Origin of the sequence: Neptuniibacter sp. QD34_54 (genome assembly GCF_047778055.1) — a bacterium.
GTDB lineage: Bacteria > Pseudomonadota > Gammaproteobacteria > Pseudomonadales > Balneatricaceae > Neptuniibacter.
The window spans coordinates 2,866,649-2,891,173 of record NZ_CP180546.1 but is presented as its reverse complement, the minus strand read 5'-3'; the positions used below and the strand labels follow the sequence as shown (position 1 = coordinate 2,891,173).

Here is a 24,525-nt window from a genome sequence, read left to right as displayed (position 1 = left end):
ATAGAAATACGTGGCGGTATGAGTTTATAGGCCACACCTTACATCCATATTGAAAAGAATATTCAGCGACAAGCTATCTTAATGAACCGCTTGCCGCTTTCCTAAGGGGAAGAAAATGAGTCACCAAAGCGAACTGATTGAATCTGATATCCAAGCGTATCTGCACCAGCATGAAAACAAAGAGCTATTACGCTTTTTGACTTGTGGTAGCGTGGATGACGGTAAATCTACATTGATTGGCCGTCTACTACATGACTCTAAAATGATTTATGAAGATCAACTTGCTGCTATCCAGAAGGATAACGAGCGTGTGGGTAATGCTGGTGAAGAACTTGACCTTGCGCTTCTAGTTGATGGTCTTGCTGCAGAGCGTGAGCAAGGTATCACTATCGACGTTGCTTACCGTTACTTCTCTACATCTAAGCGTAAGTTCATCATTGCGGATACTCCGGGCCATGAACAGTACACACGTAACATGGCGACAGGTGCATCTACCTGTGATCTAGCGATCATCCTTATCGATGCGCGTCACGGTGTACAGGTTCAGACTAAACGTCACAGCTTTATTGTTTCTCTACTAGGTATCAAGCACACGATTGTTGCTATCAACAAAATGGACCTAGTTGATTTCAGCGAAGAGCGTTTTGAAGAGATCAAAGCAGATTACCTTGAGTTCTCTAAGCAGCTAGATCTACCTGATATTCAGTTTGTACCGATCTCTGCATTGAAGGGCGATAACGTTGTTACACCTTCTGAACCAATGAGCTGGTTTAAAGGCGAGCCATTGATGGAAACATTGGAAACAGTTGAGCTGGCTAACGACCAGAACTTCGATAGCTTACGTTTCCCAGTTCAGTACGTAAACCGTCCTAACCTGGACTTCCGTGGCTACTGCGGTACGTTGACATCTGGTATCGTTCGCCCGGGCGACGAAGTAACCGTGCTTCCTTCTGGTAAGTCCAGCAAGGTTAAGTCGATTGTTACTTACGAAGGTGAAATTAAAGAAGCATTCCCGCCAATGGCAGTAACGCTAACTTTGGAAGATGAGATTGATATCTCTCGTGGCGATATTCTTGTTCACAGCAACGAAGTTCCAGAAACAACAAACCGTTTTGACTCCATGGTCGTATGGATGTCTGAGGAGCCTTTACAGAAAGGTCGTCAGTACGAAGTTAAACTGAATACTACGCGTATAGCTGGTGGTATCAGTAACGTTCGTCACCGTGTAGACGTTAACACGCTAGAGCAAACTGCTGCTGATTCTCTGGAGCTAAACGAAATCGCACGTTGCGAGATTACGCTAGAGCGCCCAGTTGTTGCTGATGACTACCGTGCTCACCACGGCACAGGTTCTTTCATCATTGTTGATCGTCTAACTAATGCGACTGTTGCAGCGGGTATGATCATCGAGGGTGGTGATGAGCAGACTGACCTTGAATCGAAGCTAGTTAACGCTTCTGCAGTTACAGCATCTGACCGTACAATTCGTTTCGGTCAGCAGGCTGCGACAGCGACTATCGCTGGTGGCAACGCAGAACAGCGTCAAACACTTTTGTTTAGCCTAGAATCAGTATTGTTTGAGCAAGGTCGTGCAGTTGTAGCGCTTAACGCTGAGCAGCTTCAGGGCGGTGCTCAAAATGCGTCTACTGTTCTAAACCAAGCGGGTCTGATTTCTTTGCTTGAAACTGACGATGCAGTAGAAGGTGCAGTTGCATTGAACGTTGATCAACTTCAGGGGTCTACTGACGTTGAGAAACTAGCAAGCGCACTAGAACTATTGAAATAGCAGACCATTCTTGAATGGAAAAACCGGGAGCTTGATCTCCCGGTTTATTGTTTTAAATCAGAATATCGCTATACCGAAACCTTATAAGAGATAGTAATATTAGACTTTGCTTATTTTCTTTTAGGGGTAGGTTTCGATAGCTATACGGATCTTATGACAGAATATCTTCTGATTGTTATCAGCACTGTGCTGGTAAACAACTTTGTACTGGTTCAATTCCTTGGATTGTGTCCATTTATGGGGGTTTCCAATAAGCTGGAAACCGCGATGGGTATGTCCTTGGCGACCACGTTTGTACTGACTCTGTCGTCCGTATGCAGTTATCTTGCGTACACGTATCTCCTGCAGCCTCTTGCATTAGAGTATCTGCAAACGATTACATTTATCTTAGTGATAGCGGTTGTTGTGCAGTTCACTGAGATGGTTGTTCGTAAAACCAGCCCATTATTGTACAAAGTGTTAGGTATTTTCTTACCGCTGATTACCACTAACTGTGCAGTACTCGGGGTTGCGTTACTTAATATCAAAAAGCTTAATGGCTTTATTGATTCAATTGTTTACGGTTTTGGTGCTGCAATCGGCTTCTCTCTTGCTTTGATTCTTTTCTCAGCGATGCGTGAGCGAATTGCGGTTGCAGATGTCCCTATGCCATTTCAAGGGGCAGCGATCGGTATGGTGACTGCTGGCTTAATGTCCTTGGCATTTATGGGCTTCACCGGTCTGGTACAAATTTAGGAGCCGACCGTGGATATCATAATCATCGCCGTATTAGCTCTCTTGGGCTTAGCTTTAGCTTTTGGTTTGCTATTGGGCTTTGCCTCAGTACGCTTCAAAGTTGAAGGTAATCCATTAGTTGATCAAATCGATAGTATTTTGCCACAGACCCAATGTGGTCAGTGTGGTTACCCAGGCTGCCGCCCATATGCTGAGGCGATTGCAGAAGGTGATGCAATCAATAAATGCCCTCCTGGTGGCCAAAGTACAGTCGAAACTTTAGCCGACCTTCTGGATGTGGAAGCGATTCCACTTGAAGGTGGCGCAGAAGAAGAACCAGTAAAGGCGGTAGCTTATATCCGCGAAGATGAATGCATCGGTTGTACTAAATGTATTCAGGCGTGCCCAGTTGATGCCATTTTAGGTGCAGCTAAGCAGATGCACACGGTGATCACATCTGAATGTACCGGATGTGACCTTTGTGTAGAGCCTTGCCCAGTAGATTGTATTGATATGTTACCAGTTGAAACCACGCTACAAACGTGGAAGTGGGATATGCCTAAGCCGGGTGTTCAACTTATTGCAACGGATCAACGTGGCGAAGTCGTGGAGGGAGGTGCAGCGTGAGTACTAAGCATTCTTTCCACGGTGGTGTACACCCACCAGAAAATAAGCATCAGTCCACAGGCGGTCAGATTCAGATAGCGCCAATTCCTGAACAGCTAGTGGTTCCTTTGTCACAGCATATTGGTGCACCTTCAGAGCTAGTAGTCTCTGTGGGTGACCGAGTACTGAAAGGTCAGGTTATTGCTGAGGCAGCAGGTCGCATTAGTGTTAGTGTTCATGCGCCGAGTTCAGGGGTAGTAGAGGCGATCGAATCTCGCCCTGTACCTCACATGTCCGGTATGTCAGCTCCTTGTGTGGTGATTAAAACCGACGGTTTAGATGAGTGGTGCGACCATAAAGGCCTAGAAGACTATACGTCGATCAATAAACAAGAGTTGATCGATTTTATCCGCTACCACGGTATCAGTGGTATGGGTGGCGCGGGCTTCCCAACCGATGTAAAACTGCATCTGGGTGATGATCACATTGTTAATACGCTGATCATCAATGCGATGGAGTGTGAGCCTTATATTACTGCTGACGATATGTTGATGCGTGAACGCGCAGAAGACATCGTCAAAGGTATTGAGGTTATCGCGCACCTGTTAAAGCCGCATCACATTATGATTGGTACTGAGGACAATAAGCCTCAGGCTATCCGTGCACTCGAACTTGCTGTAGCGGAATCAAATCAAGATATTGATATTGTAGTTGTTCCAACCGTCTATCCATCGGGCGGTGAGAAACAGTTGATAAAACTACTAACAGGTGTCGAAGTACCAAGCGGAAAGATCCCTGCCGATGTCGGTATCGTATGTCAAAACATCGGTACCGCTTCTGCTATCTATGATGCTGTATATAACGGCGTACCTCTGATTTCCCGCGTTGTAACAGTTACGGGTGATGCCTTAGGTCATCCGCATAATATGCGCGCGTTGATAGGTACTCCACTAGAGACGTTGCTAGAAGCTGCTGAGATTCGTCAGTCTGAGCTTTATCGTTTAGTTATTGGCGGTCCAATGATGGGCTATACCGTGGATAGTCAATCTATCCCGATGATCAAAACCACTAACTGTGTTATTGCAGCAACTTACGATGAGATGCCTCCGGCACCTGCTGCGAACCCTTGTATCCGTTGTGGTATGTGCGAGCAGGTGTGTCCTGCTGAGCTCCTACCACAGCAATTGCATTGGTTTGCAAAAGGTAAAGAGTTTGAAAAAGCTAAGCATCACAACTTGTTTGATTGTATCGAGTGTGGTGCTTGCTCTTATGTTTGCCCAAGTAATATTCCTTTGGTGCAGTACTACCGTTTTGCTAAGTCTGAGATCCGTGCCGAAGAAGCGGAACAACGTAAAGCAGATCATGCTCGTCAGCGCTTTGAAGCTCGCCAAGCGCGTTTGGAGCAAGAGAAAGTAGAGAAAGAACTGCGTCGTAAGCAACGTGCAGAAGAAGCAGCGAAGGCGCAAGCAGTTAAGAAAGACAAACTAGCGTCAGGTAAAACAGCTGAAGCCGCTAAACCATCGGGTGAGCCTGATATTAAAGCGCTGAAAACAGCTGCTGCCGTTTCGCGTACCAAACTGAAGAAAGCTCAGAAAGCTTTAGAAAATGCTGAGTCTAAAGGGTTAGACGGTATTGAGCAGTTACGTCAAACCGTCACTGAGCTTGAAGCGAAAGCTAAGGCCGCACAAGAGGCTTACGATCAGGCGCAAAATCCAGCGAGTGCCCCAGCACCAGCTGTGGATGTTAAACAGCTTAAAACTAATGCGGCCGTTGCTCGAACCAAGTTGAAGCAAGCTGAAAAAGCGCTAGCCAAAGCTGAAGAGTCTGGTGAAGGTGATCTCGAAGCGCTTAAAGCCAAGGTTGCTGAGCAACAAGCTAAAACTGAAGCGGCTCAAACTGCGTATGATCAAGCTGAATCTGGCGGTGCCCCAGTGCCGACACAGCCAGCGGTTAATTTAGCTGAGCTAAAAGAGACGATGGATGCAGCGCAGGGCAAAGTAGAGAAAGCGCAAAAAGCCTTGGATGCAGCTATTGCTTCAGGCAGCCCTGCTGTAGAAAAAATGAAAGCGGGTGTAGAAAAGCTTCAAGGTAAGTTTGAAGAAGCTAAAGCGGAATATGATAAAGCCGCTCAAGCGCCAGCATCTGCACCTTTTGCTCCAGTAGCTAATCTAGATGAGCTTAAGGCTGATATGGATGCAATGCAGGCGAAGGTGGATAAAGCGCAAAAAGCCCTAGATGCGGCTATTGCTTCAGATAGCCCTGCTGTAGAAAAAATGAAAGCAGGTGTAGAGAAGCTTCAAGGTAAATACGAAGAAGCTAAGACTGAATATGATAAGGCGGCTCAAGCGCCAACTTCTGCGCCCGTAGCCCCAGCAGTCAACTTAGATGAGCTTAAAGAAGATATGGAGGCTATCAAGGCCAAAGTTGAGAAAGCTCAAGTCGCCTTAGATAAAGCGATTGAATCTGGCAGTCCAGCGGCTGAAAAAATGAAAGCCGGTGTCGAGAAGCTTCAGGGTAAATTCGAAGAAGCTAAAGCTGAATATGATCAAGCGGTTCAGGCTTCAGCAGTTGCTCCTATCGCTCCAGCAGTTAATTTCGATGAGCTTAAAGCTGATATGGATGCAATGCAGGCCAAGGTGGATAAAGCTCAAGCTGCATTAGATAAAGCGATTGAATCAGGAAGTCCGGCCGCTGAGAAGATGCAAGCGGGTGTGGAAAAACTTCGTGGTAAGCATGAAGAGCTTCAGCAGGAATACCTGCAAGCGGGTGGGCAGTTAGAAAAGCCTGCAAAACCAGAGCCCGTTGACCCTAAAGCTTTGAAGCAGAATGTTTCGATTATGCGTACCAAGCTGAAGAAGGCGCAGAATGCTTTAGATGATGCTGAAGACTCAAATAAAACTGAGTTAGAAGCAGAAGTGCAGCGATTAACTAAGTTGCACGATGAAGCAAAAGAAGCCTTTGATGCTTATGAAATTCAGTTGATTGAAAAAGCTGCTAATGAAGGCATCGATCTTAAACAGTTAAAGATTGATGCTGCGATGGCTCGCGCGGCCGTTACCAAAGCGGAAAGAGCGTTAACTAAAGCTCGAGAAGATAATGTTGATGATCTGCCTACTATGGAAGAGCAGTTAGTAGCCGCTCAACAAGAAGCAGAGAAATTAAACCAGACGTTAAGTCGTTTTAGCGATTAAGGATTTGTTAGCAGATGGCGTTAATACGCACTAGCTCCCCCCATTTACATAAGGCCAGCAGTACGGCTGATGTAATGCGTTTATTGATACTCGCAACCTTACCGGGTTTGGCTGCGATGACGTTCTTTTTTGGTTGGGGTACCTTAATCAATGTTATTTGGGCCTGCTTGCTTGCAGTAGGTTTTGAAGCGGCCATTGTTAAACTGCGGAAGCGCCCATTAGGTTTTTACCTAAAAGACTACAGTGCAATCGTTACTGCTTTGTTGTTAGGTCTAGCCTTACCTCCATTTGCACCTTGGTGGGTGACAATGGTCGGTGTATTCGTCGCTATTGTGATTGCTAAGCACTTGTATGGTGGTCTGGGGCAGAATCCTTTCAACCCAGCAATGGTTGCTTATGCGTTGCTGCTGGTTTCGTTCCCCGTGCAGATGACAAGTTGGACAGAGCCTTTTGTACTTAATGGCCCAGAAGGAAGCTGGAATGTACTTGGTTTTGGTCAAACACTTAGTGTTATTTTTGGTTCGGTAGATCCAACTTTAATCGATACATACACTGGTGCAACTCCGTTAGACGCTATGCGCCATAGAGGTGGACTCACGACTGAGGAAGTATGGCGTTCAGTCCCTGTTTTGTCTGACGGCATCGGTGCGTGGCTTGCGGTGAGTGCTGCTTATTTGATGGGCGGTATCTTCTTGATCTATCGTAAAGTGTTTACCATCCATACGCCCGCAGCTGTGTTGGGTTCACTGGCGGTCATCTCGACGTTGTTTTATATCATCGATCCATATTCATTTGCTGACCCGTTTTTCCATTTAACGACAGGTGCAACCATGCTGGGTGCATTCTTTATCGCAACGGATCCAGTAACTTCTGCAACCAGTAATCGTGGCAAAATCTATTTTGGTATCGGTATTGGTGTCTTGGTTTATGTTATTCGCGGATGGGGTGGCTACCCTGATGCAATTGCATTTGCCGTATTGTTAATGAACTTATCAGCACCGTTTATTGATCAGTACACCCAGCCTCGAACTTATGGACACGCTAAAGCTAAGCGCGGCATGAAGGGGGGCTCATAATGCAGCTTTTCAGTGCGATTAAATCGAGTACGGTTGCGATCAGTTTATTTGCTGTTGTCTGTGCTGCGGTAATAGCAATTACTCAAGTCTCTACTCAAGACGCAATTGCTAAAAACGAACGTGAATTTAAAGCAAAAGCTCTATATGAGATTGTTCCTCGCGACACGATCGATAATCAGTTGCTGCAGGATACGTTTGAACTTCAGGTAGCTGAGTTAGGTCATAAAGCGCCGGTAACAGCTTATAGAGCGCGTAAAGAAGGCTTAGTGAAAGCAGTGATCCTGCCGGTTGTTGCGCCAGATGGTTACAGTGGCAATATTAGTTTTATTGTTGGTATTAATGCTGATGGTACTGTTGCTGGCGTACGTGTTTTAGTTCATAAAGAAACGCCAGGCTTAGGTGATAAAGTTGAAACCAAAAAATCTGATTGGATCTACAGTTTCAACGGACGTGCTAAAACAACAGAAAATAATGGTGTGTGGGCGGTCAAAAAAGATGGTGGTCAGTTTGATCAATTTACCGGCGCCACAATTACGCCGCGTGCAATCGTAAACGGGGTAGGTAGAGCACTAGACTATTTCGAAGATAACCGTATTGCTTTGCTAGAAGTTAAGCCTGAACAGCAAGATAACAATCAGGAGGTATCCAACTAATGGCTGCTGATTATAAGAAAATCTCTATGGACGGCTTGTGGGACAATAACCCTGCGTTAGTTCAATTACTTGGGCTATGTCCGTTACTAGCAGTAACGGGTACTGTGGTAAATGCTATCGGTTTGGGTATTGCTAGTATTCTGGTATTGCTAGGTTCTAACCTCACGGTTTCTGCGTTCCGCAAGTTTGTACCCGATTCTGTTCGTCTACCGATCTTTGTAATGATCATTGCCTCATTTGTTACGGCAATTGAGTTGTTAATGAAGGCATTCACTTACGAGTTATACCTAATCTTAGGTATCTTTATTCCTTTGATTGTAACGAACTGTGCCATCATGGGGCGTGCTGATGCTTTTGCATGTAAGAACCCTGTTAAAGAGTCTTTGTTAGATGGTTTAATGATGGGACTTGGCTTTACCGTGGTATTGGTGATCTTAGGTGCGATGCGGGAATTACTAGGTTTAGGTACGCTATTTAGCGATATGCATCTGCTATTTGGTCCAATGGCAGCTGATTGGAAAATTACTGTTGTTGATGACTATACCGGTTTCCTGTTTGCGGTTTTACCACCTGGTGCCTTTGTTGGCATGGGTTTATTAATAGCGCTTAAAAACATTATTGATGCTCGTGCTAAAGAGCGTTTAGCTCAACAAACGCCAGATGAAGGCGCTAAGCCTGAGCGTGTGCGGATTACAGGTTAGGCAAAAATCCTATTGAGCCTTAACTAACAATCTGTATTATGGCCCCATTCACTTAAACGTTTCATGGATGGGGCTAATGGCATACCGTAATTCCAAGCAGTTTAGCTTACTGCAACTCCTTACAGTTTTTCTTTGTGTTCTCACGCTTTCTGGCTGTGTTACATCTGTTCATAAAGGTCAGCACGAGCAACTAGAAAGTTCCTTACAATCAAAAAATACCCACCAACTATTGGTTACCTCTGCCGATGTTCAGATATTCGAACTAGGAGTTAGTGACTCGGAAGAAGTTCCAGAATGGACTGAAACAGGAACAAGGTTAGTCAATGCAGCGGTTAACAAAGAGTTTGGAGCATTTGATCGCTTTCATATGATTGATAAGCCTGCTTTAACAGATGAAGAGGAAAACCTGTTAGAGCAATATACTCAACTTTATTATCCCGTTGTTGATTCAGAAATCATTCGAAGTCGTTTTCCTGCTTGGAAGCATGATGAGCTCAAAACAAAAACGACATTAGGACCGGGGCTTGCGTTCTTAAAGAATAAATACAAAGTTGATTACGCTGTGTTTGTATCTGGTCAGGACTATATCAGTACCGGTGGTCGGAAGGCTGCTATGATTGCAGCAGCCCTATTTGGTGTTGGTATCCCGATGGGATTTTCGTACCTGACAGTCGGTATTGTTGAAACAGAGACCGGCAATGTGGTGTGGAATAACTTTGTATTCTCCCAAGAAGTCGGTTTCTTGGAAGAAGAGCAAGTATCTCAAGCAGTGACTAAGGCTTTAGAAACCCTACCTGCGGAGTCGGTCGGTAAAACCGTAGTGCAGTTAGCGGAAAAGTAATATGTGGCGTCATGTGTTGTTATGTTGTTTTGTATTCCTAATGGTGGGGTGCAAGGCGACTAACATCAAGTCCTTTGAGGCGGATGATGAAATTGAGGCCAAAACCAAAGGTGAAAATCGCCTTTGGTTTCAGGCTGACAAGTTTGATACGGCAATGCAGAAAGGGCGACAAATTCCAGATCTTCCAAAAATAAAAGTTTATTTGCAGGAAATCATGGATCGTCTTTACCCAGAATTTAAAGGGCACATTAAAGTCGGTTTACATCGTGCAGCAGTTTTAAATGCCTTCGCTTTGCCTAATGGCAGTATCTATATCAATTTGGGTATGCTGGCTTCATTGGAAAATGAAGCTCAAATTGCTTCTGTTCTAGCCCATGAAGGCATTCATTTTTTGCAAAAGCACAGTGCTAAGCAGAGGATTTATAACCAGAATAGTCAGGGGTGGGCGGTTGCTGTTTCTATGATTGGTATCCCGCTTGCTGGTCAGCTGGTTGCGATGAACTCTATGAGTGGTTATTCACAAGAGCATGAAACGGAAGCTGATACTTTGGGTTTTGAACGTTTGAGAAAGGCAGGCTATGCAACATCTGAAGCAACCAGAGCTTTTGAAATTCTAGCTCGTGAAGTCAAAGCTAACGATATTGATGAACCTTACTTTTTTGCAAGTCACCCTAAGCTGCAAGAGCGTATTGGTAACTTTAAAACATTAAACGCCGATTTAACTGATCAAGCCAAAGGTGAGATTGGCTTTGAACGCTATCAGTCAGTTGTTGGTGGAATCCGAGAGCCAGTTTTAAAGGAAAAGTTAGCAGCGGGTCGAGTCAATGCTGTTTTAGCTACTTTGGACGATGAAAGTTCAAGAAAAATCTATGAGGATCGCTTGAACTATTTGAAGGCCCTGGCGTTACTAAAGAAGGCAGATGATGAAAGTTCTGATAAGGCGGAAAAGCTATTGATGGCTGAAGTCGAAAAGAAACCGCAGTTTGCTGAGGCACATAAAGAGCTAGGTTTTCATTTTATTAAACGTAAACAAAATGAATTAGCCAAAAATCATTTAGAACAGTATTTAAAATTTGCATCTGCTACGGCTGATACAGCCTTTGCAGAATATTATTTAAAGAAAATGCAGTAAGAAAGGAATCGTATTATGAAGAAGTTAGTCATCCTTAGTTTGATGTTTGTATTAGCGGGGTGCCAAGTCTTTACGCGCTTGCCAGAGACGCAGTCAACTGTACAAAATAAAGGTAAGGATTTTGAGGTAACTATCCCAGGAGGGTGGGTTGAATACAATGATTCCAAAGAGAATACTATTGTATTAACAAAAGAGGGGCCTGCACTTCAATGGGTAAACTTTCGTGAAAGCTCTTTAGACAAGCCTTTTGAATTTATCGATGTGAAATTAAAGTCTGATGCTCTAGTGAATGAGGTGGCGGATCATTTCGTAGAAAACCTCAAAGCACAACAATCTGGTTTAACGGTTGAGAAAAACCAATTAGTTCCTATGGATATCAATGGAAATGATGGGTTTAAATTGACATTAAATGCTACGAATCCCAACGGCCTAGTTTTTAAGGTTTTGGTCTACGGCAGCATTACGACAAAAAGTCTTTACATTTTAAGTTATGAATCGCCAGCGCTGTATTTCTTTGAGAAAGAACTCCCTGAATTTGAATCGATGGCAAACTCTTTCCAGATCCTAAGTCAAAAATAAACAAGCTTAAATCTGGTTTATTTCCTTTCTATTGCCTTAGCAGAATTGCCTTCTGCTAAGGCATACATTAGGCTGTTAGCTTACTGTTTTCCTTAGTTATTATTCTTTAGGAAGGATCGTGAGCCAGCCTGTTCCTGTAGTTATTTGTGATGATTCCCGTCTAGCACGTAAACAAATGGCGTCAGCCCTGCGTAGCTGGAATGTTGAAGTTACGTTCGCTGAGCATGGCCTAGAAGGGCTTGAAGCGATTAGAGCAGGTAAAGGCGACATTCTCTTCCTTGATCTGACTATGCCGATTATGGATGGCTATCAGGCATTGGAACGGATACGGCAAGATGACTTACCCACAATGGTGATTGTTGTGTCGGGTGATATTCAGCCCGAGGCGCAATCAAGGGTCGAAGAGCTAGGTGCATTGGCTTTTATCAAAAAGCCCACATCCCCAGAAGTAATTTCCGACGTTCTACAGCGGTTTGGCTTGTTGAGCGAACTGGAACATCCTGTCATTGTCGAAGAGCAGATCGACACACCTTTAGCTTTGCCTGACTATTACCAAGAGATTGCTAATGTCGCCATGGGGCAAGCTGGAAGTATGTTAGGCACTTTATTGAATACATTTGTCCATCTGCCTATTCCTGTGGTCAAAATGATTAACGCGACTGATCTGGCTAATCAGCTTAAGGTGGCCTCAGATAACCAGCATGAGCTAATTAGTCAGGGTTTTATTGGCGGGGATGTAGCAGGTGAAGCATTGTTATTGATGCAAACCGGAAATTTAGAGCGTGTAGCAAGATTGATGGGGATGACAGAGAATGGAGAGTATTCTGAATCTGATCTATTAATGTCGCTAGCTAATGCGTTGATCGGTGCTTTTATATCTGGGTTTGCACAACAGTTGGACCTCTCTTTTAGTAGAGCGACCCCAAGTATACTGCACGATAGTGATAGGGTTTGTGATCAAGTGGGATCTTTAGATCAAACAATGACTATATCTATTGATTACCAGCTGCCGGAATATGATTTTCAATGTGAGCTTATTTTGGCATTTACCCCAGATTCTTTACCGGCATTACAAAAGATTGCGAGTTATTTTGAATGAATAGTCAGAATTTCCAAGAGATCGATGAACTGCATTGGACTTTAGGGCTGATTCAAAACCTTGAAGTAGGTTTGGTTGTTGTAGATCGCGCTGGTCTCATCAAACTGTGGAATGGCTTTATGGAAAACCATTCCGGCATATCCGCTGTGAAGCTAACAGAGCATTCTATTTTTGCTAAATTTCCAGAGCTTCCTTGTCGATGGTTAAAGCAAAAATTGGAATCAGTTTTTTTGTTAAGAAACCCTGCGTATATATCTTGGGAACAGCGACCTTACCTTTTTCATTTTAAGAGCAATCGTCCGATTACGGGCCGTGCTCCATTCATGTATCAAAACGTCACCTTGATTCCGCTAACTTCTCCTACAGGAGAGGTTGATCATGTAGGGATCTTGATTTACGACGTTACGGATACAGCAACTGGCCAGATTGAATTACAACAGGCTAATGATCAGTTAAAAGCGTTAAGTCGAGAAGATCGATTAACGGGTCTGAATAATCGAGGCTATTGGGAAGAATGCCTTAATCAAGAATTTGAGCGCTTCAATCGTAGTCAGGAAGTCTGTAGCTTAGTGATGTTTGATATTGATCATTTTAAAAGGGTAAATGATACATACGGGCACCAAGCTGGCGATGAAATCATTCGAGCAGTGGCGCAAGCACTAAAAGAACAGGCGCGTAAAACCGATTTTCTTGGACGTTACGGTGGTGAAGAATTTGGCGCAATTTTGACGGGTACAAATGGCGAAAATGCGATGATCTTTGCTGAACGGCTGCGTTCACGTATTGAGGCCTTAGTTGTCCCTTATGCTGAGCACGAATTAAAGGTGACTATTAGCTTGGGTGTGTCGGAGTTAACTTATGAACAACAGACGCCTTTAGAATGGTTGGAACAAGCTGACCAAGCGCTTTACAAATCTAAACAGAGTGGTCGTAATTGGGTTAGCCTTTATGGCGATTACAACTAAAGCACTTCTATATATCTAGTCATGAATAAGCAAAAAAGACACGAAATCTTCACGCGTTGGCGTGATGATAACCCTCACCCTACGACAGAACTTGAGTATAGCTCCCCGTTCGAATTACTGATTGCAGTTATTCTTTCTGCTCAGGCTACTGATGTCGGTGTGAACAAGGCGACTCGTAAACTTTATCCTATTGCGAATACTCCAGAGGCGATCTACGCACTTGGTGTAGATGGTTTGAAGGAATATATTAAAACCATCGGTTTGTTTAATACTAAAGCTGAGAATGTGATTAAGACGTGCAAAGCACTGGTCGACAAACATGGATCGGAAGTGCCTGATAATCGTGCTGATCTTGAAGCGCTGCCTGGTGTAGGGCGAAAAACTGCAAATGTAGTTTTAAATACCGCGTTTGGTCAGCCTGCGATGGCTGTAGATACCCATATTTTCCGCGTTTCAAATCGTACTAAAATTGCACCTGGTAAAAACGTTAATGAAGTTGAACAGAAGCTTATGCGTTTTGTTCCAAAGGAGTTTCTGATCGATGCGCATCATTGGCTCATTTTACATGGTCGTTATACTTGTGTTGCCCGAAAGCCTAAATGCGGTTCTTGTCTAATCGAAGATTTGTGCGAGTATAAAGAAAAGACTGACTTCTAAAGATTTTTCTTTTTATCCCCTTCTACACCCAGCCAATATGAGTAGCTCTCTTAGCTAAGCTTTCTATCTTAAACAACAGAGTGATGGGCTTCACCGCTCTGTTTGTGTATGAAAATGATTCCAGTAAAAATTAGTTTCTGTGATTAAATATCGTACAGCTGTTCCTTTTAGGGGGGGCTGCAACGACTATACTGTTTGAATAGCAAATATGAAAATTTTGTTTGCTCATTAAAAATATAACAAGGTCTTTAAGTAACACCTTTTAAAACAAGGACTTAATTTTAAGGTCTTTTTTCTCCTTTCCAAGGAAAGTAAAAGGTGTTGTTTAAAAGAATGCACTGGAAGAAATAGTATAGATGGAGGCTCATTATGTGGTCTCAGAAAAAGTTGATAGCAGCAGCTATTAGTAGTGTTTTCGCAGTAGGACAGGCTCAAGCAGCAGCTTTTCCTAAGAATAATAACCCTGATGAGCCAGATTCCGTTGAAGATTGGGGCCCTTGGGCCTTACCATTCGCAACAGCTGCAGGAGGGCCTGCGGGTGGTGGAGTGGCACTAGCATTCGCAGGTGGTGCCGGAGATGAGTATGTGCTCCCTGATGATGGTTTAAACTCTCAGGATGAAGAGCCTCCTGGTGACGAGGAACCGCCGACACCAACGCCAACGCCAACACCAACGCCAACGCCAACGCCAACGCCAACGCCTACGCCTACGCCTACGCCTACGCCAACGCCAACGCCAACGCCTACGCCTACGCCTACGCCAACGCCAACGCCTACGCCTACGCCTACGCCTACGCCTACGCCTACGCCTACGCCTACGCCTACGCCTACGCCTACGCCTACGCCAACACCTACGCCAACACCTACGCCAACACCTACGCCAACGCCTACACCTACACCTACACCTACACCTACACCTACACCTACACCTACACCTACACCTACACCTACACCAACACCTGTACCAACCCTTAGCGGCTACTCCAGCCACTATTTAGGTGATGATAATATTGATTGTGTAAGGCCTAGTGAGTCTGGATGTACTAATGGTCAAGGTGGCGGTCGTTTAAAAAATGCTACGGATGTATCTGATCCAAGAGTGGGTACCTTTACTGTGATGTTAGAGACTGAAGAGGCTCAATTATTATTAGATACAATTAGAACATTCACAGTGGATCCTGAAGGTGCTGCATCTATAACCTCCATGGAGTTTATTGATCCACCTGAAGCAGATGGTTCGAACGGCACCTTGTTAGTCACTATCGACAATGATGGTGAGTTCAGTACATTAGCTGTTCCTGCACAGTACGGAATCTTTACTGAGGAAAATAGTGATATTTATATGCTTCAAGGGACTTGGAGGGACGGAACGCTTGAAGAAATCGCTTCTCAGAATCCTAATAAAGATCCTACCTATTCCTTCTCAGGAGCCTTAGGCACCTTTGTTTATGGTATTGCCACAACACAAGCAGAACTAGACGGTTTTGTTGGAGGTTTAGGGGAAGATATGACAGCGACTTACACCGGTGCCACGGGATTTGGTGCAAGTGCTAGCTTAGATATCAATTTCTCTACCAGTACTTGGAGTGGCTCCTTTAATGGAGGTGTCGATGGAGATCTACAATTTGGACCAAGTGGAGCTGTTATTGGAGAGCTAGGCTTTACCGCTTCCGGAGATATTATTGGTACCAACCTTATTTCAACTAGCATATCTGCTGATGACCTTAATGTGAGTTTTGGTAATCAAGACTTTGTTCGAGATATTTCGGGAGAAGTTAATGCTTCTTTCTACGGCTCTGATGCGCAAGGGATAGGCGGTAGTGCTGAGATTACGAAGGAGTTCTACGACAAACAAGGTAACTCTATAACATCATTTGATGCAGAGCATGTCACCACATTTGCAGTCGAGCGTGAGTAAAATAGGAGGTCCGCTCATAAAAATTAATTCTTAGGAATTAGTTTTTAAAAGGAGAAAAGGCGCTTAGGCGCCTTTTCTATTTGCGCCTTTTCTCTGCGTTAAGTGAATAGTGTACAAAGATATTTGCAAAAAAATCACCTTCGAATGGTCTAGGTCTGCCATGTAATAAGCGACAGCCTTCATATAGGATCATTTGTCCTGGCTTGAGATAGATATGATGTTGGCGGTAATGATGGTCCTCAATAACTAATGGCCAGTCACTATCTACTTTTTGATGGATATTTAAAATTAAGCTGACCTCATGGGTTTGTAACCTATCTCTGTGAGGTTCTAATATTGCTCCTCGATAATACTCCCGAATGCCATATACATAACTGGGAATCAGCAGGCTTCCGCTCCAAGACTCAGCAATGGGTTGTAAGTCGGAGTGAATCTGTTTTCGTAATTCCTCAGGAAGCTCTAATACAGCGCTGGCTTGGCCTGTTTCACTATGTATAAAGCCGGGCACAGATTCTGCTTTAAGCTGTTCTTTATTATTCGCATGAAACATAAGGATTTGATGGAATAGAGCAGAAGGGATCGTGCTTTTCAAAAATCCGGTTTGTGTATGGCAACGGATATTTTCATTCTGTTCCCTATTGCAGCTATCGCCTTCACCTTTGATCCGAAACCATTTTGTGATGATCGCTTTATAGCCTTCTTTAACAGGCATGCCGTGATGCAAAGTGAAAGAGTTAGGAGAACCATCAGGATTGAGGTTATTCCAGATTACTGCTTTACCTTGTTTTGGTGAGAAAGATCTATTTAGTTTAGGAAAATGGGTTTCTCCACCGCTCTGAGTGGTGTTTAAGTAGATCATGAAAGTCCAAGTTCTTTGGCCCTGTTCAGATGCATATTCACTATATTCTTTACTGTTTGGTTCAAAGTAATCGGTGTGCTCTTTAAATTCTTCACCAATGTTGTACCACTGACCTTGTATGCCTTCAGAGTAACTGTCTGAAATACCCAACATCTTGCAAATTCTGCGATCGATCTCTTTGACAAATGGAGAGTCTATTAAGCTCAGATCACAGGTTTGGCTTGTTCTGTAATCTTTAAATTTACCTTGATCATTTGTGGTGGTGGATGGCCTCTGATAATCGCGAATTAGCTCAATCAGTTTCATACATTCGTTTGGGTCTAAGAAATTTTCGATAGAGTAAACTTCGGCATCTTGATTGAATTCTGTTTGTGAGGTTGGAATGTATGGTGATGAATTAGCCTTGTCTTGTTGCTTATAAACGGCACTCATAGCAGTTTCACTACTAAATCCATTTTGTTTGAGAATCTCAACCATCTCATCAAGGTCACAGTTACGAGCTCTATTTTCCTCGACCCAGCTTTGCCAGTCAGCGCTTAAGGTTGTTTGTTTCATCGCTATGCCTTTATAAACAAATGATCCAGTTATTTTTAGACTAGCAGTTATTCGTAGAAGTATTTTTAGGGATGAGAATAAACCGATGGCGGTCATATTTAGTTATACATAAAATCTGTGGATAACTTTCTTAATAAGTTTTGGGTAGCTGGCTGTAAGTACCATAGGCGCGGAGTTTGCGTTAGTTGTTGTAAAATTATTCACTATTTAAAATGCTTATTTTTCAATTGGTTAATTTCCACTTGATTCTTCAGCAAAAAGAGCTACCAGATTCTGTCCACATAGTTTTTACGTAGATTTTTATTGTGTGTAATCATTGTTTTAATTTATGTAGAAAGGGAAAATAAAGCTTAGGTATTATTGGATCTATAGCGTATGTAGGTACTTACATTGGGGCTTTCTATAGCCGTCTTGTGTTTGAATGCTTGTCTGGTTTTAAGAATCTCATGGGGAAAATGTAATGCTTAGGTTCTGTGTTTAGAGTGAGAGAGAGTTTTTGAAGGATAAAGAGAGCAATTGGTATGTGTATATTTTGAGGTGTGCGGATGAAACCCTATACACAGGTATCACGACAGATCTTGAACGTCGCATTCGCCAGCATAATGGCGAGCTGGTGGGCGGGGCTAAATACACAAGGGTACGCAGGCCAGTATCACTTTATTGGCAAGAGGAACATATTGATCGTTCCAGTGCATCTAAGCGCGAGTACGAAATCAAACGTCTGTCACGTCAGAAAAAAGAACGTTTAGCTGAAGGGTAGTTTGAACAAAATAAAAAAATTGCCGGCAGTGATTACCGGCAATTGGGGAAAATCATAATCAGGCCCTCTCGAACTGTAGATCCTGCCAACCGCTGTGGGGTAGGGTTGGTAGGCACCCTAAAATTCACCTGATTATGATCGAAGAGGTTTTCCTATATTAGGGAGTAAGGAACGTACTTGCTTTATAGGTGTAGAAGGTCTCGTTTCTGAAATTAAACTGGATCTGCGTACGTTTATCTAAGTTGCTTGGTACTGCGCAGACTTGATAAATATTGATCGCATTTTGTTTGTTTAACTCGATTTTTGCAGGACCTTTAAGTTTGAACTGCTGATCGCTATCCACACCTTGAACGCTAACAGAGAGCTGTTTCAAATCAGGTAAGAAGGATTCCAACTCTATTTGGTAACTATTGCAGACTTCATTACCTACAACTTGGTAAAGCTGACCACGTTCTCTCGCTACTTCAATTAACAACTCTGTGCGGTTATGCATACCGTAAACAACCCCCCATACGGTAATAATCAGAATGGTCATATAAGCAATCAATCTTGGGCGCAGGATTGGTTGTTTTGGTGGCGCTTCTTTCGGCGTATTTGTCTCAATAGCTTGTAGCTGTTTTTCAGAATAAAACTCAATGAGTCCAGTTGGGCGGCCTAACTTAGTCATGACGTTATCACAGGCATCAATACAGGCACCGCAATCGATACATGCAGCTTGGAGACCATCACGAATATCTATGCCTGTAGGGCAAACCTGCACGCAAATGTTGCAATCGATACAGTCACCAGGGTTTTCTTCTTTGCCACGTAGGTGTGTGCGAGGTTCTCCACGAAGTGGGTTGTAAGCTACGGTACGTGTATCCTCGTCAAACATTACCCCTTGGAAACGGGAGTAGGGACACATATGCAAACAGACTTTTTCGCGGACAAGGCCTGCATTGAAGTAAGTGAGCAGTGCCATGGAGATAATCCACGTAAATACAAAGAGCGAAGCTTCCAAGCTGAAGATCGATTGCAGAAGCTGCTCGATAGGGACGAAATAACCGCTAAACGTAATCGCTGTAGCGACTGAAACGAGAAGCCAAAGAGCATGTTTCAGAACGCGTCGAACCAGTCGAATACCGGTTAGGGATTTTTCTTCAGATTTTGATCGTAGTGCGGCGCGCCCTTCGGTCCAATCTTCAATGCGGATAAAGATCCAAGTCCAGATTGATTGAGGGCAGGCAAAACCACACCAAATACGCCCCCAGCCGACGGCCATAAAAAACAACAGGCTGGCCCCCGCAATCAATAACCCCGCTAATACCGGTAGGTCATACCAAGAAAATTCTGCACCAAAAAGGAAAATACGGTGGCTTTCAAAGTCAAATAAAACTAGTGGATCACCATTGATACGAACCCATACAAGGCCAAAGAAGAGTGCCAGCATTGGCCAACTGGTGAAACGCCTAAGGTTTTGATAGAAGCCTTCGACTAGACGAACATGAAATTTTCCGTTGCCGGGAAGAGGGGGAGCTTCCTGAATCATAGTGATAGGAATCTCACTGTTACCTTGTTGTTGCATGTTGTGCTCACTTTGCTCATCGGTGATTGTGAACAACTGTACAGGAATGCAAATTATAGGGGCAGGTTTAAAAAAAATAATTATAATAGGTACAGATTGTGGAGGGATTATGGATTTTCTGTACCAAAATTTAGAGCAGGCATTAGCCGATTCGATAAAAAGTGGCGATCTGCCCGCGGGGAGTAAACTACCTTCGATTCGCGTTCAGTGTGAACAACAAGGCTTGTCTAAAGCAACGGTGATTCATGCTTACCAGCGCTTGGAAGCGGCGGGTTTGATCGAGTCTCGTTTTAAATCAGGGTTTTATGTCTGCAGTTTGCCTAAAGCCCATCCTACACCCTCTCGTCCTGAACTCTCCGTAGCGCCTCAGCTTGTCGATATGAGTGATCTTATTCGCGACATTATGGAGCGTAATGCGGCTTTCGATATCTTTCCCCAAGAGCAAGGCTATATGGATATGCCGGTGGGTATTACTGAGCTGAATCGCAGTATTGGCAGAGCGTTACGCCGACAGAAATGTAATGACCATCAATATTATGATGAACCATCTGGCTTATTGGAGTTGAGAGAGCATCTCTCGGAACGATATCGTCGGACTGGTTGTCATTTTAGTGCCGCAGACGTCACTATTACCGCTGGCTGTCAGCATGCGCTTTCGTTGGCTTTGCAATTAAGCTGTGAATCTGGAGACATTGTTGCGGTTGAATCACCAGGCTTTTATGGCGTGTTACAACTTATCGAAAGCATGGGGTTAAAAGTGCTGGAAATCCCCGTCTCTTCCCATACTGGCATGTCGACAGAGGCGTTGGAACAGGCGTTAGAAGAGTGGGAGATTAAAGCCTGCATAGTGACGCCGTCATTTGCGACGCCGAGTGGCGCTTTGATGTCGGTCTCTGCGCGTGAGCATCTTTTATCTTTGGCGAGTAAACACGATTTTGTTGTGGTTGAGGATGATATTTACGGCGACTTAGCCTTTGGTCAGCGCGTCCCACCATTAAAAAGTATGGACCGTGAAAACCGTGTGATTCTATGTGGTTCTTACTCTAAGTCCGTTTCAAGAGAGCTTCGTTTGGGTTGGATTATTGCAGCTGAACAGAAGCAGTTGATGCGCCTTAAAATGGTGAACCTTCTCGCCCTAAATAAATTTACTCAACAAGGTTTGGTCGATTTCCTCAAAGAGGGTGCTTATGAGAAACATCTGAAAAAGCAAAAGATGCTTTTGCAGCAGCAGAGAGATCAGCTTATTCAGTTACTCTCTCAGGAGTGGGGCGAATTAGGTGTGATTAGAGTGAGCCAGCCGCAAGGTGGTTTGACCTTATGGGTAGAATTAGAAGACAGCTACGATCTGACTTCGGTGTATTTGAAAGCCCGAAGTGAAGGCATATTAATCACCCCAGGTAATTTGTTTACAGCGCAAAACCAGTATCGTAATTGTTTACGTTTAAGTTTTGCTCATGCTTGGAATGAGGCTCGTCGTGGTGCTTTGATTCGTTTAGCTTGCTTAATTAAAGAGACTCAAACGAATTAGAATACCGAGTAAACGGTCATGGATTTGAGCGGAGTAACTATAGTATATTGTTATGTTATAACAATTTTAACTGTGTCGATGGTTTAGAGATGATTTTAAATAAAGCTTTTCGTTTAGCGGCGGTATCTACAGCCGTGTTAGCAAGTTCTGTTATGGCTGAAAGCCATCAACATGAAGCTCATGTTCATGGAATTGCCGAGCTAAATTTTGTTATTGAAGGTAACGTTGCGGAGATGGAACTACGTTCCCCTCTAATGAACATTGCCGGTTTTGAGCACGAAGCGGTAAGTGCTGAAGACAAACAAAAAATTAAGAGTGCCACTAAGCAGCTAAAAGATGCTTATGCTCGCGTTAAATTTCCAGACGATGCGCTATGTATTGTTGATGACGCTAAAGTAACGATCGGTGAAGAGGAAGATGAGCACGCACATCATGACCATGCAGTTCATCATGATAAGCACCACGGTTATAAAGATGACCATCACAAGCATGATGATCACCATGACCATTCTGATCACCACGATCATAAACATGAAGACCATCATGGCCACGATAAGCACCACGATCACGCAGATCATCATGACCATGAAAAGCATCATGATCACGGTGAAGAAACGCATCGCAACATTACAGCGCATTATCACTTCCAGTGTGTTAACCCTGCAAAAATAAATGCAGTAACATTAGATTTCTTTAGCCATTTCCCTCACATGGAAACTGTGAAAGTAAACGTGCTAAATGGTGCCGATATCCGCTCTGTGGAACTCACGCCTAAGCAGAGGGTCTTAGAGCTTTAATCAAGGAATCAAAATGCCAAGCGCTGTTGAAATTGATGCCTTAACTTTTAGATGGAACCGTCATACTCACGGGATCACGGTTCCTTATTTTGAGTTAAAGCAGGCCGAAAGTGTCTTTATTAAAGGCTCTTCAGGAAGTGGTAAGAGTACATTGCTCAATCTATTGGGCGGTATGATTGCTCCATCTTCTGGTTCTATCAAAATACTAGAGCAAGATGTAGGTGCCTTTTCTTCTCGGAAGATGGATCGTTTTCGTGCTGACCATATCGGCTTTATATTTCAGCAATTTAATCTGTTACCTCATCTTGATCTTATCGACAATGTCGCGTTGCCTTGCCATTTCTCTGCTTCTCGCAAAACGAGAGCCGAAGAAAAATACGGTAGTGTTACTAAAGGGGCTGAGTATCTTCTGCGGGAATTAGGTTTGGGGGATAGCCTTACTGTAGGGCGAAAGGTACTCGCGCTTTCCTCTGGTCAGCAGCAACGTGTGGCTGTGGCTAGGGCGATGCTTGGCTCACCTGAGCTAATTATTGCGGATGAACCCACCTCGGCTTTAGACACTGAACATAGAGATATGTTTATGCAGCTTTTATGTAAGCAGTGTGAATCGGTTGGGGCTGCCTTGATGATGGTAAGTCATGATCCAAACTTAGAGCAGTACTTCTCGAGGGTTGAACGATTAGTTCCTAGTACTGATGGGGGCTTCACGTTGTGATCTTATTTCGTTTAACTTGGCAGAGCTTACTTAATCGTAAGAGTACTATCCTATTGACTGTCTTGTCGCTCAGCGTAAGTATCATGCTGGTTATGGCGGTAGACACGCTGAGGACTCAAACTAAAAGCAGTTTCTCCTCCACTGTATCTGGTACCGACCTGATTGTTGGGGCTAAGGGTGGTTCCATCAACTTATTGCTCTATTCGGTGTTCCGCTTAGGCGATGCTACCAATAATCTCTCGTGGAGTAGCTATCAGGCGATTGGTCGTCATTCAAAGGTTGCTTGGAGCATTCCTTTTTCATTGGGTGATTCCCATCGAGGTTACCCAGTATTAGGAACTTCATCTGATTACTTTAAGCACTTTCGTTACGGCAAAAAACAACCTTTAGCTTTGGAGCAAGGCAAAGAGTTTGAAGGCGTGTTTGATGTCGTCATTGGCTCTGATGTTGCCAAGAAACTGCAATACAAGTTAGGCGATTCTGTTGTGATTGCTCATGGGCGCGGTAACGCTTCTCTGGTCGAACATGATGATAAGCCCTTTAAGGTCGTAGGTATACTGGAGCCTACAGGAACCCCTGTCGATCAAACGTTACACGTGAGTTTAGCGGCTATAGAAGCGATTCATATCGATTGGAAAGCGGGGGTTCAGATACCCGGATCGGGTGGTGCTTATACGGAAGAGCAACTAAGCAAGTTGCAACCAAAGCAGATCACGGCGTTTATGCTTGGGCTAACATCCCGTTTTTCTACTTTCCATCTTCAGCGATCCATCAATCAATACCCAAAAGAGCCACTACAAGCGATTATTCCGGGGTTGGCCTTACAGTCCTTATGGCAGATGTTCTCTTTGGCCGAACAAGCATTGCTGGTGGTGTCTGGTCTCGTGATCATATCCAGCATGCTAGGTTTGATGACCTTGCTGTTAGCCAGTCTTAATGAGCGACGCAGGGAGATAGCGATTCTTCGTTCGGTTGGTGCGCGTCTCTGGCAAATATTATCTTTACTAATTTTGGAATCTTTTCTCGTTACAGCGATCAGTATTATATTGGGCATGCTCTTGTTGTACTTAAACTTGCTATTATTAGCACCTTGGCTCCAGACAGAATTTGGTGTTTGGTTAAGTATTACTGGGCCTACCTTATGGCAATGGCAGCTCATTGCTGTGTTATTGGTATCTGGCACAGTGGTTGGTGCTGTACCTGGATATCGAGCGTACAAACAATCCCTAGCGGATGGTGTAGCGGTTAAAATTTAGTGGAGAGTGTAATGCTCAGTGGGCGATTCCCCGTTTGGCTATTTAGCCTAATTTTGTTGGCGTTAAGTAATGTTGCTGCGGCAAATATGCTAAATGGTGAAAAAGTAGAAGAGGTTGAGTGGGAACAGTTAATGCCTGCGGACTTCTCGTTAGATGAGCTTTTGGGCATTACTGATGAGATGGCCATGATCGATGACTTTGATCCCAAAGCGCAGGAAATGTTGGATCAAATGATGGCTGCAATGCAGTCTGCTCCAGTCGTTCCTGAGGTCGACGGGAAAATGATCAGGATTCCTGGTTATGTTGTGCCTCTAGAATCTGAAGGCCAAACCGTAACGACCTTCTTTTTGGTGCCTTATTTTGGAGCCTGTATCCATGTTCCACCGCCACCGTCGAACCAAATTATTCACGTCAATTTTGAACCGGGTACTCATGTCGAAAACCTTTATGATGCCGTTTGGGTAACAGGGCGTATTAACACTGAGACCGTCAGCAATGATATGGCTACCTCCGGTTATATTATGGAAGCTTTCCAGATCGAGCCTTACGATCTTTAATATTGGTCTTACCAATT

At 43.9% G+C, this 24,525-nt stretch carries 22 protein-coding genes; 20 read left to right on the top strand and 2 right to left on the bottom strand.

Features of this window, described 5'->3' with window-relative positions:
* Nucleotides 1-115 precede the first annotated feature (115 nt).
* The 14 genes from cysN to ACMXYP_RS13070 all read left to right on the top strand — a co-directional run bounded on the left by cysN (nucleotide 116) and on the right by ACMXYP_RS13070 (nucleotide 15,917).
* Complete coding sequence (cysN, locus tag ACMXYP_RS13135) at nucleotides 116-1,786, top strand: sulfate adenylyltransferase subunit CysN (RefSeq protein WP_415882091.1); 1,671 nt, start codon at nucleotides 116-118, stop codon at nucleotides 1,784-1,786.
* 153 nt (nucleotides 1,787-1,939) lie between these two features.
* Nucleotides 1,940-2,521 carry an electron transport complex subunit RsxA gene (gene rsxA / locus ACMXYP_RS13130; RefSeq protein ID WP_415882090.1) on the top strand — a complete coding sequence of 194 codons (582 nt, stop codon included), beginning with the start codon at nucleotides 1,940-1,942 and terminating at the stop codon, nucleotides 2,519-2,521.
* A 9-nt stretch (nucleotides 2,522-2,530) separates the two neighbouring features.
* The gene (gene rsxB, locus ACMXYP_RS13125) at nucleotides 2,531-3,127 is read left to right on the top strand and encodes an electron transport complex subunit RsxB (protein ID WP_415882089.1); all 597 of its coding nucleotides are present in this window, start codon (nucleotides 2,531-2,533) and stop codon (nucleotides 3,125-3,127) included.
* Nucleotides 3,124-6,297 carry an electron transport complex subunit RsxC gene (gene rsxC, locus ACMXYP_RS13120; RefSeq protein ID WP_415882088.1) on the top strand — a complete coding sequence of 1,058 codons (3,174 nt, stop codon included), beginning with the start codon at nucleotides 3,124-3,126 and terminating at the stop codon, nucleotides 6,295-6,297. Before rsxB ends, rsxC begins: the two co-directional genes overlap by 4 nt.
* Before the next feature lie 14 nt (nucleotides 6,298-6,311).
* Nucleotides 6,312-7,373 (top strand): electron transport complex subunit RsxD, encoded by a 1,062-nt coding sequence (rsxD, locus tag ACMXYP_RS13115; RefSeq protein WP_415882087.1) that lies wholly within the window; start codon nucleotides 6,312-6,314, stop codon nucleotides 7,371-7,373.
* Nucleotides 7,373-8,026, top strand: coding sequence for an electron transport complex subunit RsxG (gene rsxG, locus ACMXYP_RS13110; RefSeq protein WP_415882086.1), 654 nt, complete (start codon nucleotides 7,373-7,375; stop codon nucleotides 8,024-8,026). The genes rsxD and rsxG overlap by 1 nt, the downstream gene beginning before the upstream one ends.
* Nucleotides 8,026-8,727 carry an electron transport complex subunit E gene (locus ACMXYP_RS13105; RefSeq protein WP_415882085.1) on the top strand — a complete coding sequence of 234 codons (702 nt, stop codon included), beginning with the start codon at nucleotides 8,026-8,028 and terminating at the stop codon, nucleotides 8,725-8,727. The genes rsxG and ACMXYP_RS13105 overlap by 1 nt, the downstream gene beginning before the upstream one ends.
* 76 nt (nucleotides 8,728-8,803) lie before the next feature.
* On the top strand, nucleotides 8,804-9,568 hold the full coding sequence (locus tag ACMXYP_RS13100) for a hypothetical protein (protein WP_415882084.1): 765 nt from the start codon (nucleotides 8,804-8,806) through the stop codon (nucleotides 9,566-9,568).
* A 1-nt stretch (nucleotide 9,569) separates the two neighbouring features.
* Nucleotides 9,570-10,700 (top strand): M48 family metallopeptidase, encoded by a 1,131-nt coding sequence (locus ACMXYP_RS13095; protein ID WP_415882083.1) that lies wholly within the window; start codon nucleotides 9,570-9,572, stop codon nucleotides 10,698-10,700.
* Between the two features lie 15 nt (nucleotides 10,701-10,715).
* Nucleotides 10,716-11,279, top strand: coding sequence for a hypothetical protein (locus ACMXYP_RS13090; protein ID WP_415882082.1), 564 nt, complete (start codon nucleotides 10,716-10,718; stop codon nucleotides 11,277-11,279).
* A 118-nt stretch (nucleotides 11,280-11,397) separates the two neighbouring features.
* On the top strand, nucleotides 11,398-12,378 hold the full coding sequence (locus ACMXYP_RS13085) for a response regulator (protein WP_415882081.1): 981 nt from the start codon (nucleotides 11,398-11,400) through the stop codon (nucleotides 12,376-12,378).
* On the top strand, nucleotides 12,375-13,343 hold the full coding sequence (locus tag ACMXYP_RS13080; RefSeq protein WP_415882080.1) for a GGDEF domain-containing protein: 969 nt from the start codon (nucleotides 12,375-12,377) through the stop codon (nucleotides 13,341-13,343). Before ACMXYP_RS13085 ends, ACMXYP_RS13080 begins: the two co-directional genes overlap by 4 nt.
* Before the next feature lie 21 nt (nucleotides 13,344-13,364).
* On the top strand, nucleotides 13,365-14,000 hold the full coding sequence (gene nth, locus ACMXYP_RS13075; RefSeq protein WP_415882079.1) for an endonuclease III: 636 nt from the start codon (nucleotides 13,365-13,367) through the stop codon (nucleotides 13,998-14,000).
* Nucleotides 14,001-14,369: 369 nt separating this feature from the next.
* Entirely contained in the window at nucleotides 14,370-15,917 is a 1,548-nt protein-coding gene (locus ACMXYP_RS13070; RefSeq protein ID WP_415882078.1) for a hypothetical protein, read from the top strand.
* Nucleotides 15,918-15,993: 76 nt separating this feature from the next.
* Here the strand turns inward: ACMXYP_RS13070 and ACMXYP_RS13065 are convergent, their stop codons facing one another.
* Nucleotides 15,994-17,331: a prolyl hydroxylase family protein gene (locus ACMXYP_RS13065; protein WP_415882077.1), complete on the bottom strand. Its 1,338-nt coding sequence runs from the start codon at nucleotides 17,329-17,331 to the stop codon at nucleotides 15,994-15,996.
* A gap of 523 nt (nucleotides 17,332-17,854) precedes the next feature.
* Here ACMXYP_RS13065 and ACMXYP_RS13060 point away from each other — a divergent pair.
* Entirely contained in the window at nucleotides 17,855-18,091 is a 237-nt protein-coding gene (locus ACMXYP_RS13060; protein WP_415882076.1) for a GIY-YIG nuclease family protein, read from the top strand.
* A 157-nt stretch (nucleotides 18,092-18,248) separates the two neighbouring features.
* Here ACMXYP_RS13060 and ccoG read toward each other — a convergent pair whose 3' ends face one another.
* A complete protein-coding gene (ccoG, locus tag ACMXYP_RS13055) occupies nucleotides 18,249-19,655 on the bottom strand; it encodes a cytochrome c oxidase accessory protein CcoG (RefSeq protein WP_415882075.1) in 1,407 nt (468 codons plus the stop codon).
* Between the two features lie 109 nt (nucleotides 19,656-19,764).
* Between ccoG and ACMXYP_RS13050 the strand changes: the two genes are divergently transcribed.
* The 5 genes from ACMXYP_RS13050 to ACMXYP_RS13030 all read left to right on the top strand — a co-directional run bounded on the left by ACMXYP_RS13050 (nucleotide 19,765) and on the right by ACMXYP_RS13030 (nucleotide 24,508).
* On the top strand, nucleotides 19,765-21,183 hold the full coding sequence (locus ACMXYP_RS13050; protein ID WP_415882074.1) for a PLP-dependent aminotransferase family protein: 1,419 nt from the start codon (nucleotides 19,765-19,767) through the stop codon (nucleotides 21,181-21,183).
* A gap of 89 nt (nucleotides 21,184-21,272) precedes the next feature.
* On the top strand, nucleotides 21,273-21,980 hold the full coding sequence (locus tag ACMXYP_RS13045; RefSeq protein ID WP_415882073.1) for a ZrgA family zinc uptake protein: 708 nt from the start codon (nucleotides 21,273-21,275) through the stop codon (nucleotides 21,978-21,980).
* A 13-nt stretch (nucleotides 21,981-21,993) separates the two neighbouring features.
* On the top strand, nucleotides 21,994-22,695 hold the full coding sequence (locus tag ACMXYP_RS13040) for an ABC transporter ATP-binding protein (protein WP_415882072.1): 702 nt from the start codon (nucleotides 21,994-21,996) through the stop codon (nucleotides 22,693-22,695).
* On the top strand, nucleotides 22,692-23,951 hold the full coding sequence (locus ACMXYP_RS13035; protein WP_415882071.1) for an ABC transporter permease: 1,260 nt from the start codon (nucleotides 22,692-22,694) through the stop codon (nucleotides 23,949-23,951). The genes ACMXYP_RS13040 and ACMXYP_RS13035 overlap by 4 nt, the downstream gene beginning before the upstream one ends.
* 11 nt (nucleotides 23,952-23,962) lie before the next feature.
* Nucleotides 23,963-24,508: a DUF3299 domain-containing protein gene (locus ACMXYP_RS13030; RefSeq protein WP_415882070.1), complete on the top strand. Its 546-nt coding sequence runs from the start codon at nucleotides 23,963-23,965 to the stop codon at nucleotides 24,506-24,508.
* Nucleotides 24,509-24,525 lie beyond the last annotated feature (17 nt).

Coding starts and splice junctions, on each gene's coding strand:
- cysN (WP_415882091.1), top strand. CDS start 116: ATGAGTCACCAAAGCGAACTGATTGAATCTGATATCCAAGCGTATCTG.
- rsxA (WP_415882090.1), top strand. CDS start 1,940: ATGACAGAATATCTTCTGATTGTTATCAGCACTGTGCTGGTAAACAAC.
- rsxD (WP_415882087.1), top strand. CDS start 6,312: ATGGCGTTAATACGCACTAGCTCCCCCCATTTACATAAGGCCAGCAGT.
- rsxG (WP_415882086.1), top strand. CDS start 7,373: ATGCAGCTTTTCAGTGCGATTAAATCGAGTACGGTTGCGATCAGTTTA.
- ACMXYP_RS13105 (WP_415882085.1), top strand. CDS start 8,026: ATGGCTGCTGATTATAAGAAAATCTCTATGGACGGCTTGTGGGACAAT.
- ACMXYP_RS13100 (WP_415882084.1), top strand. CDS start 8,804: ATGGCATACCGTAATTCCAAGCAGTTTAGCTTACTGCAACTCCTTACA.
- ACMXYP_RS13095 (WP_415882083.1), top strand. CDS start 9,570: ATGTGGCGTCATGTGTTGTTATGTTGTTTTGTATTCCTAATGGTGGGG.
- ACMXYP_RS13090 (WP_415882082.1), top strand. CDS start 10,716: ATGAAGAAGTTAGTCATCCTTAGTTTGATGTTTGTATTAGCGGGGTGC.
- ACMXYP_RS13080 (WP_415882080.1), top strand. CDS start 12,375: ATGAATAGTCAGAATTTCCAAGAGATCGATGAACTGCATTGGACTTTA.
- nth (WP_415882079.1), top strand. CDS start 13,365: ATGAATAAGCAAAAAAGACACGAAATCTTCACGCGTTGGCGTGATGAT.
- ACMXYP_RS13070 (WP_415882078.1), top strand. CDS start 14,370: ATGTGGTCTCAGAAAAAGTTGATAGCAGCAGCTATTAGTAGTGTTTTC.
- ACMXYP_RS13065 (WP_415882077.1), bottom strand. CDS start 17,331: ATGAAACAAACAACCTTAAGCGCTGACTGGCAAAGCTGGGTCGAGGAA.
- ccoG (WP_415882075.1), bottom strand. CDS start 19,655: ATGCAACAACAAGGTAACAGTGAGATTCCTATCACTATGATTCAGGAA.
- ACMXYP_RS13050 (WP_415882074.1), top strand. CDS start 19,765: ATGGATTTTCTGTACCAAAATTTAGAGCAGGCATTAGCCGATTCGATA.
- ACMXYP_RS13045 (WP_415882073.1), top strand. CDS start 21,273: ATGATTTTAAATAAAGCTTTTCGTTTAGCGGCGGTATCTACAGCCGTG.
- ACMXYP_RS13040 (WP_415882072.1), top strand. CDS start 21,994: ATGCCAAGCGCTGTTGAAATTGATGCCTTAACTTTTAGATGGAACCGT.
- ACMXYP_RS13030 (WP_415882070.1), top strand. CDS start 23,963: ATGCTCAGTGGGCGATTCCCCGTTTGGCTATTTAGCCTAATTTTGTTG.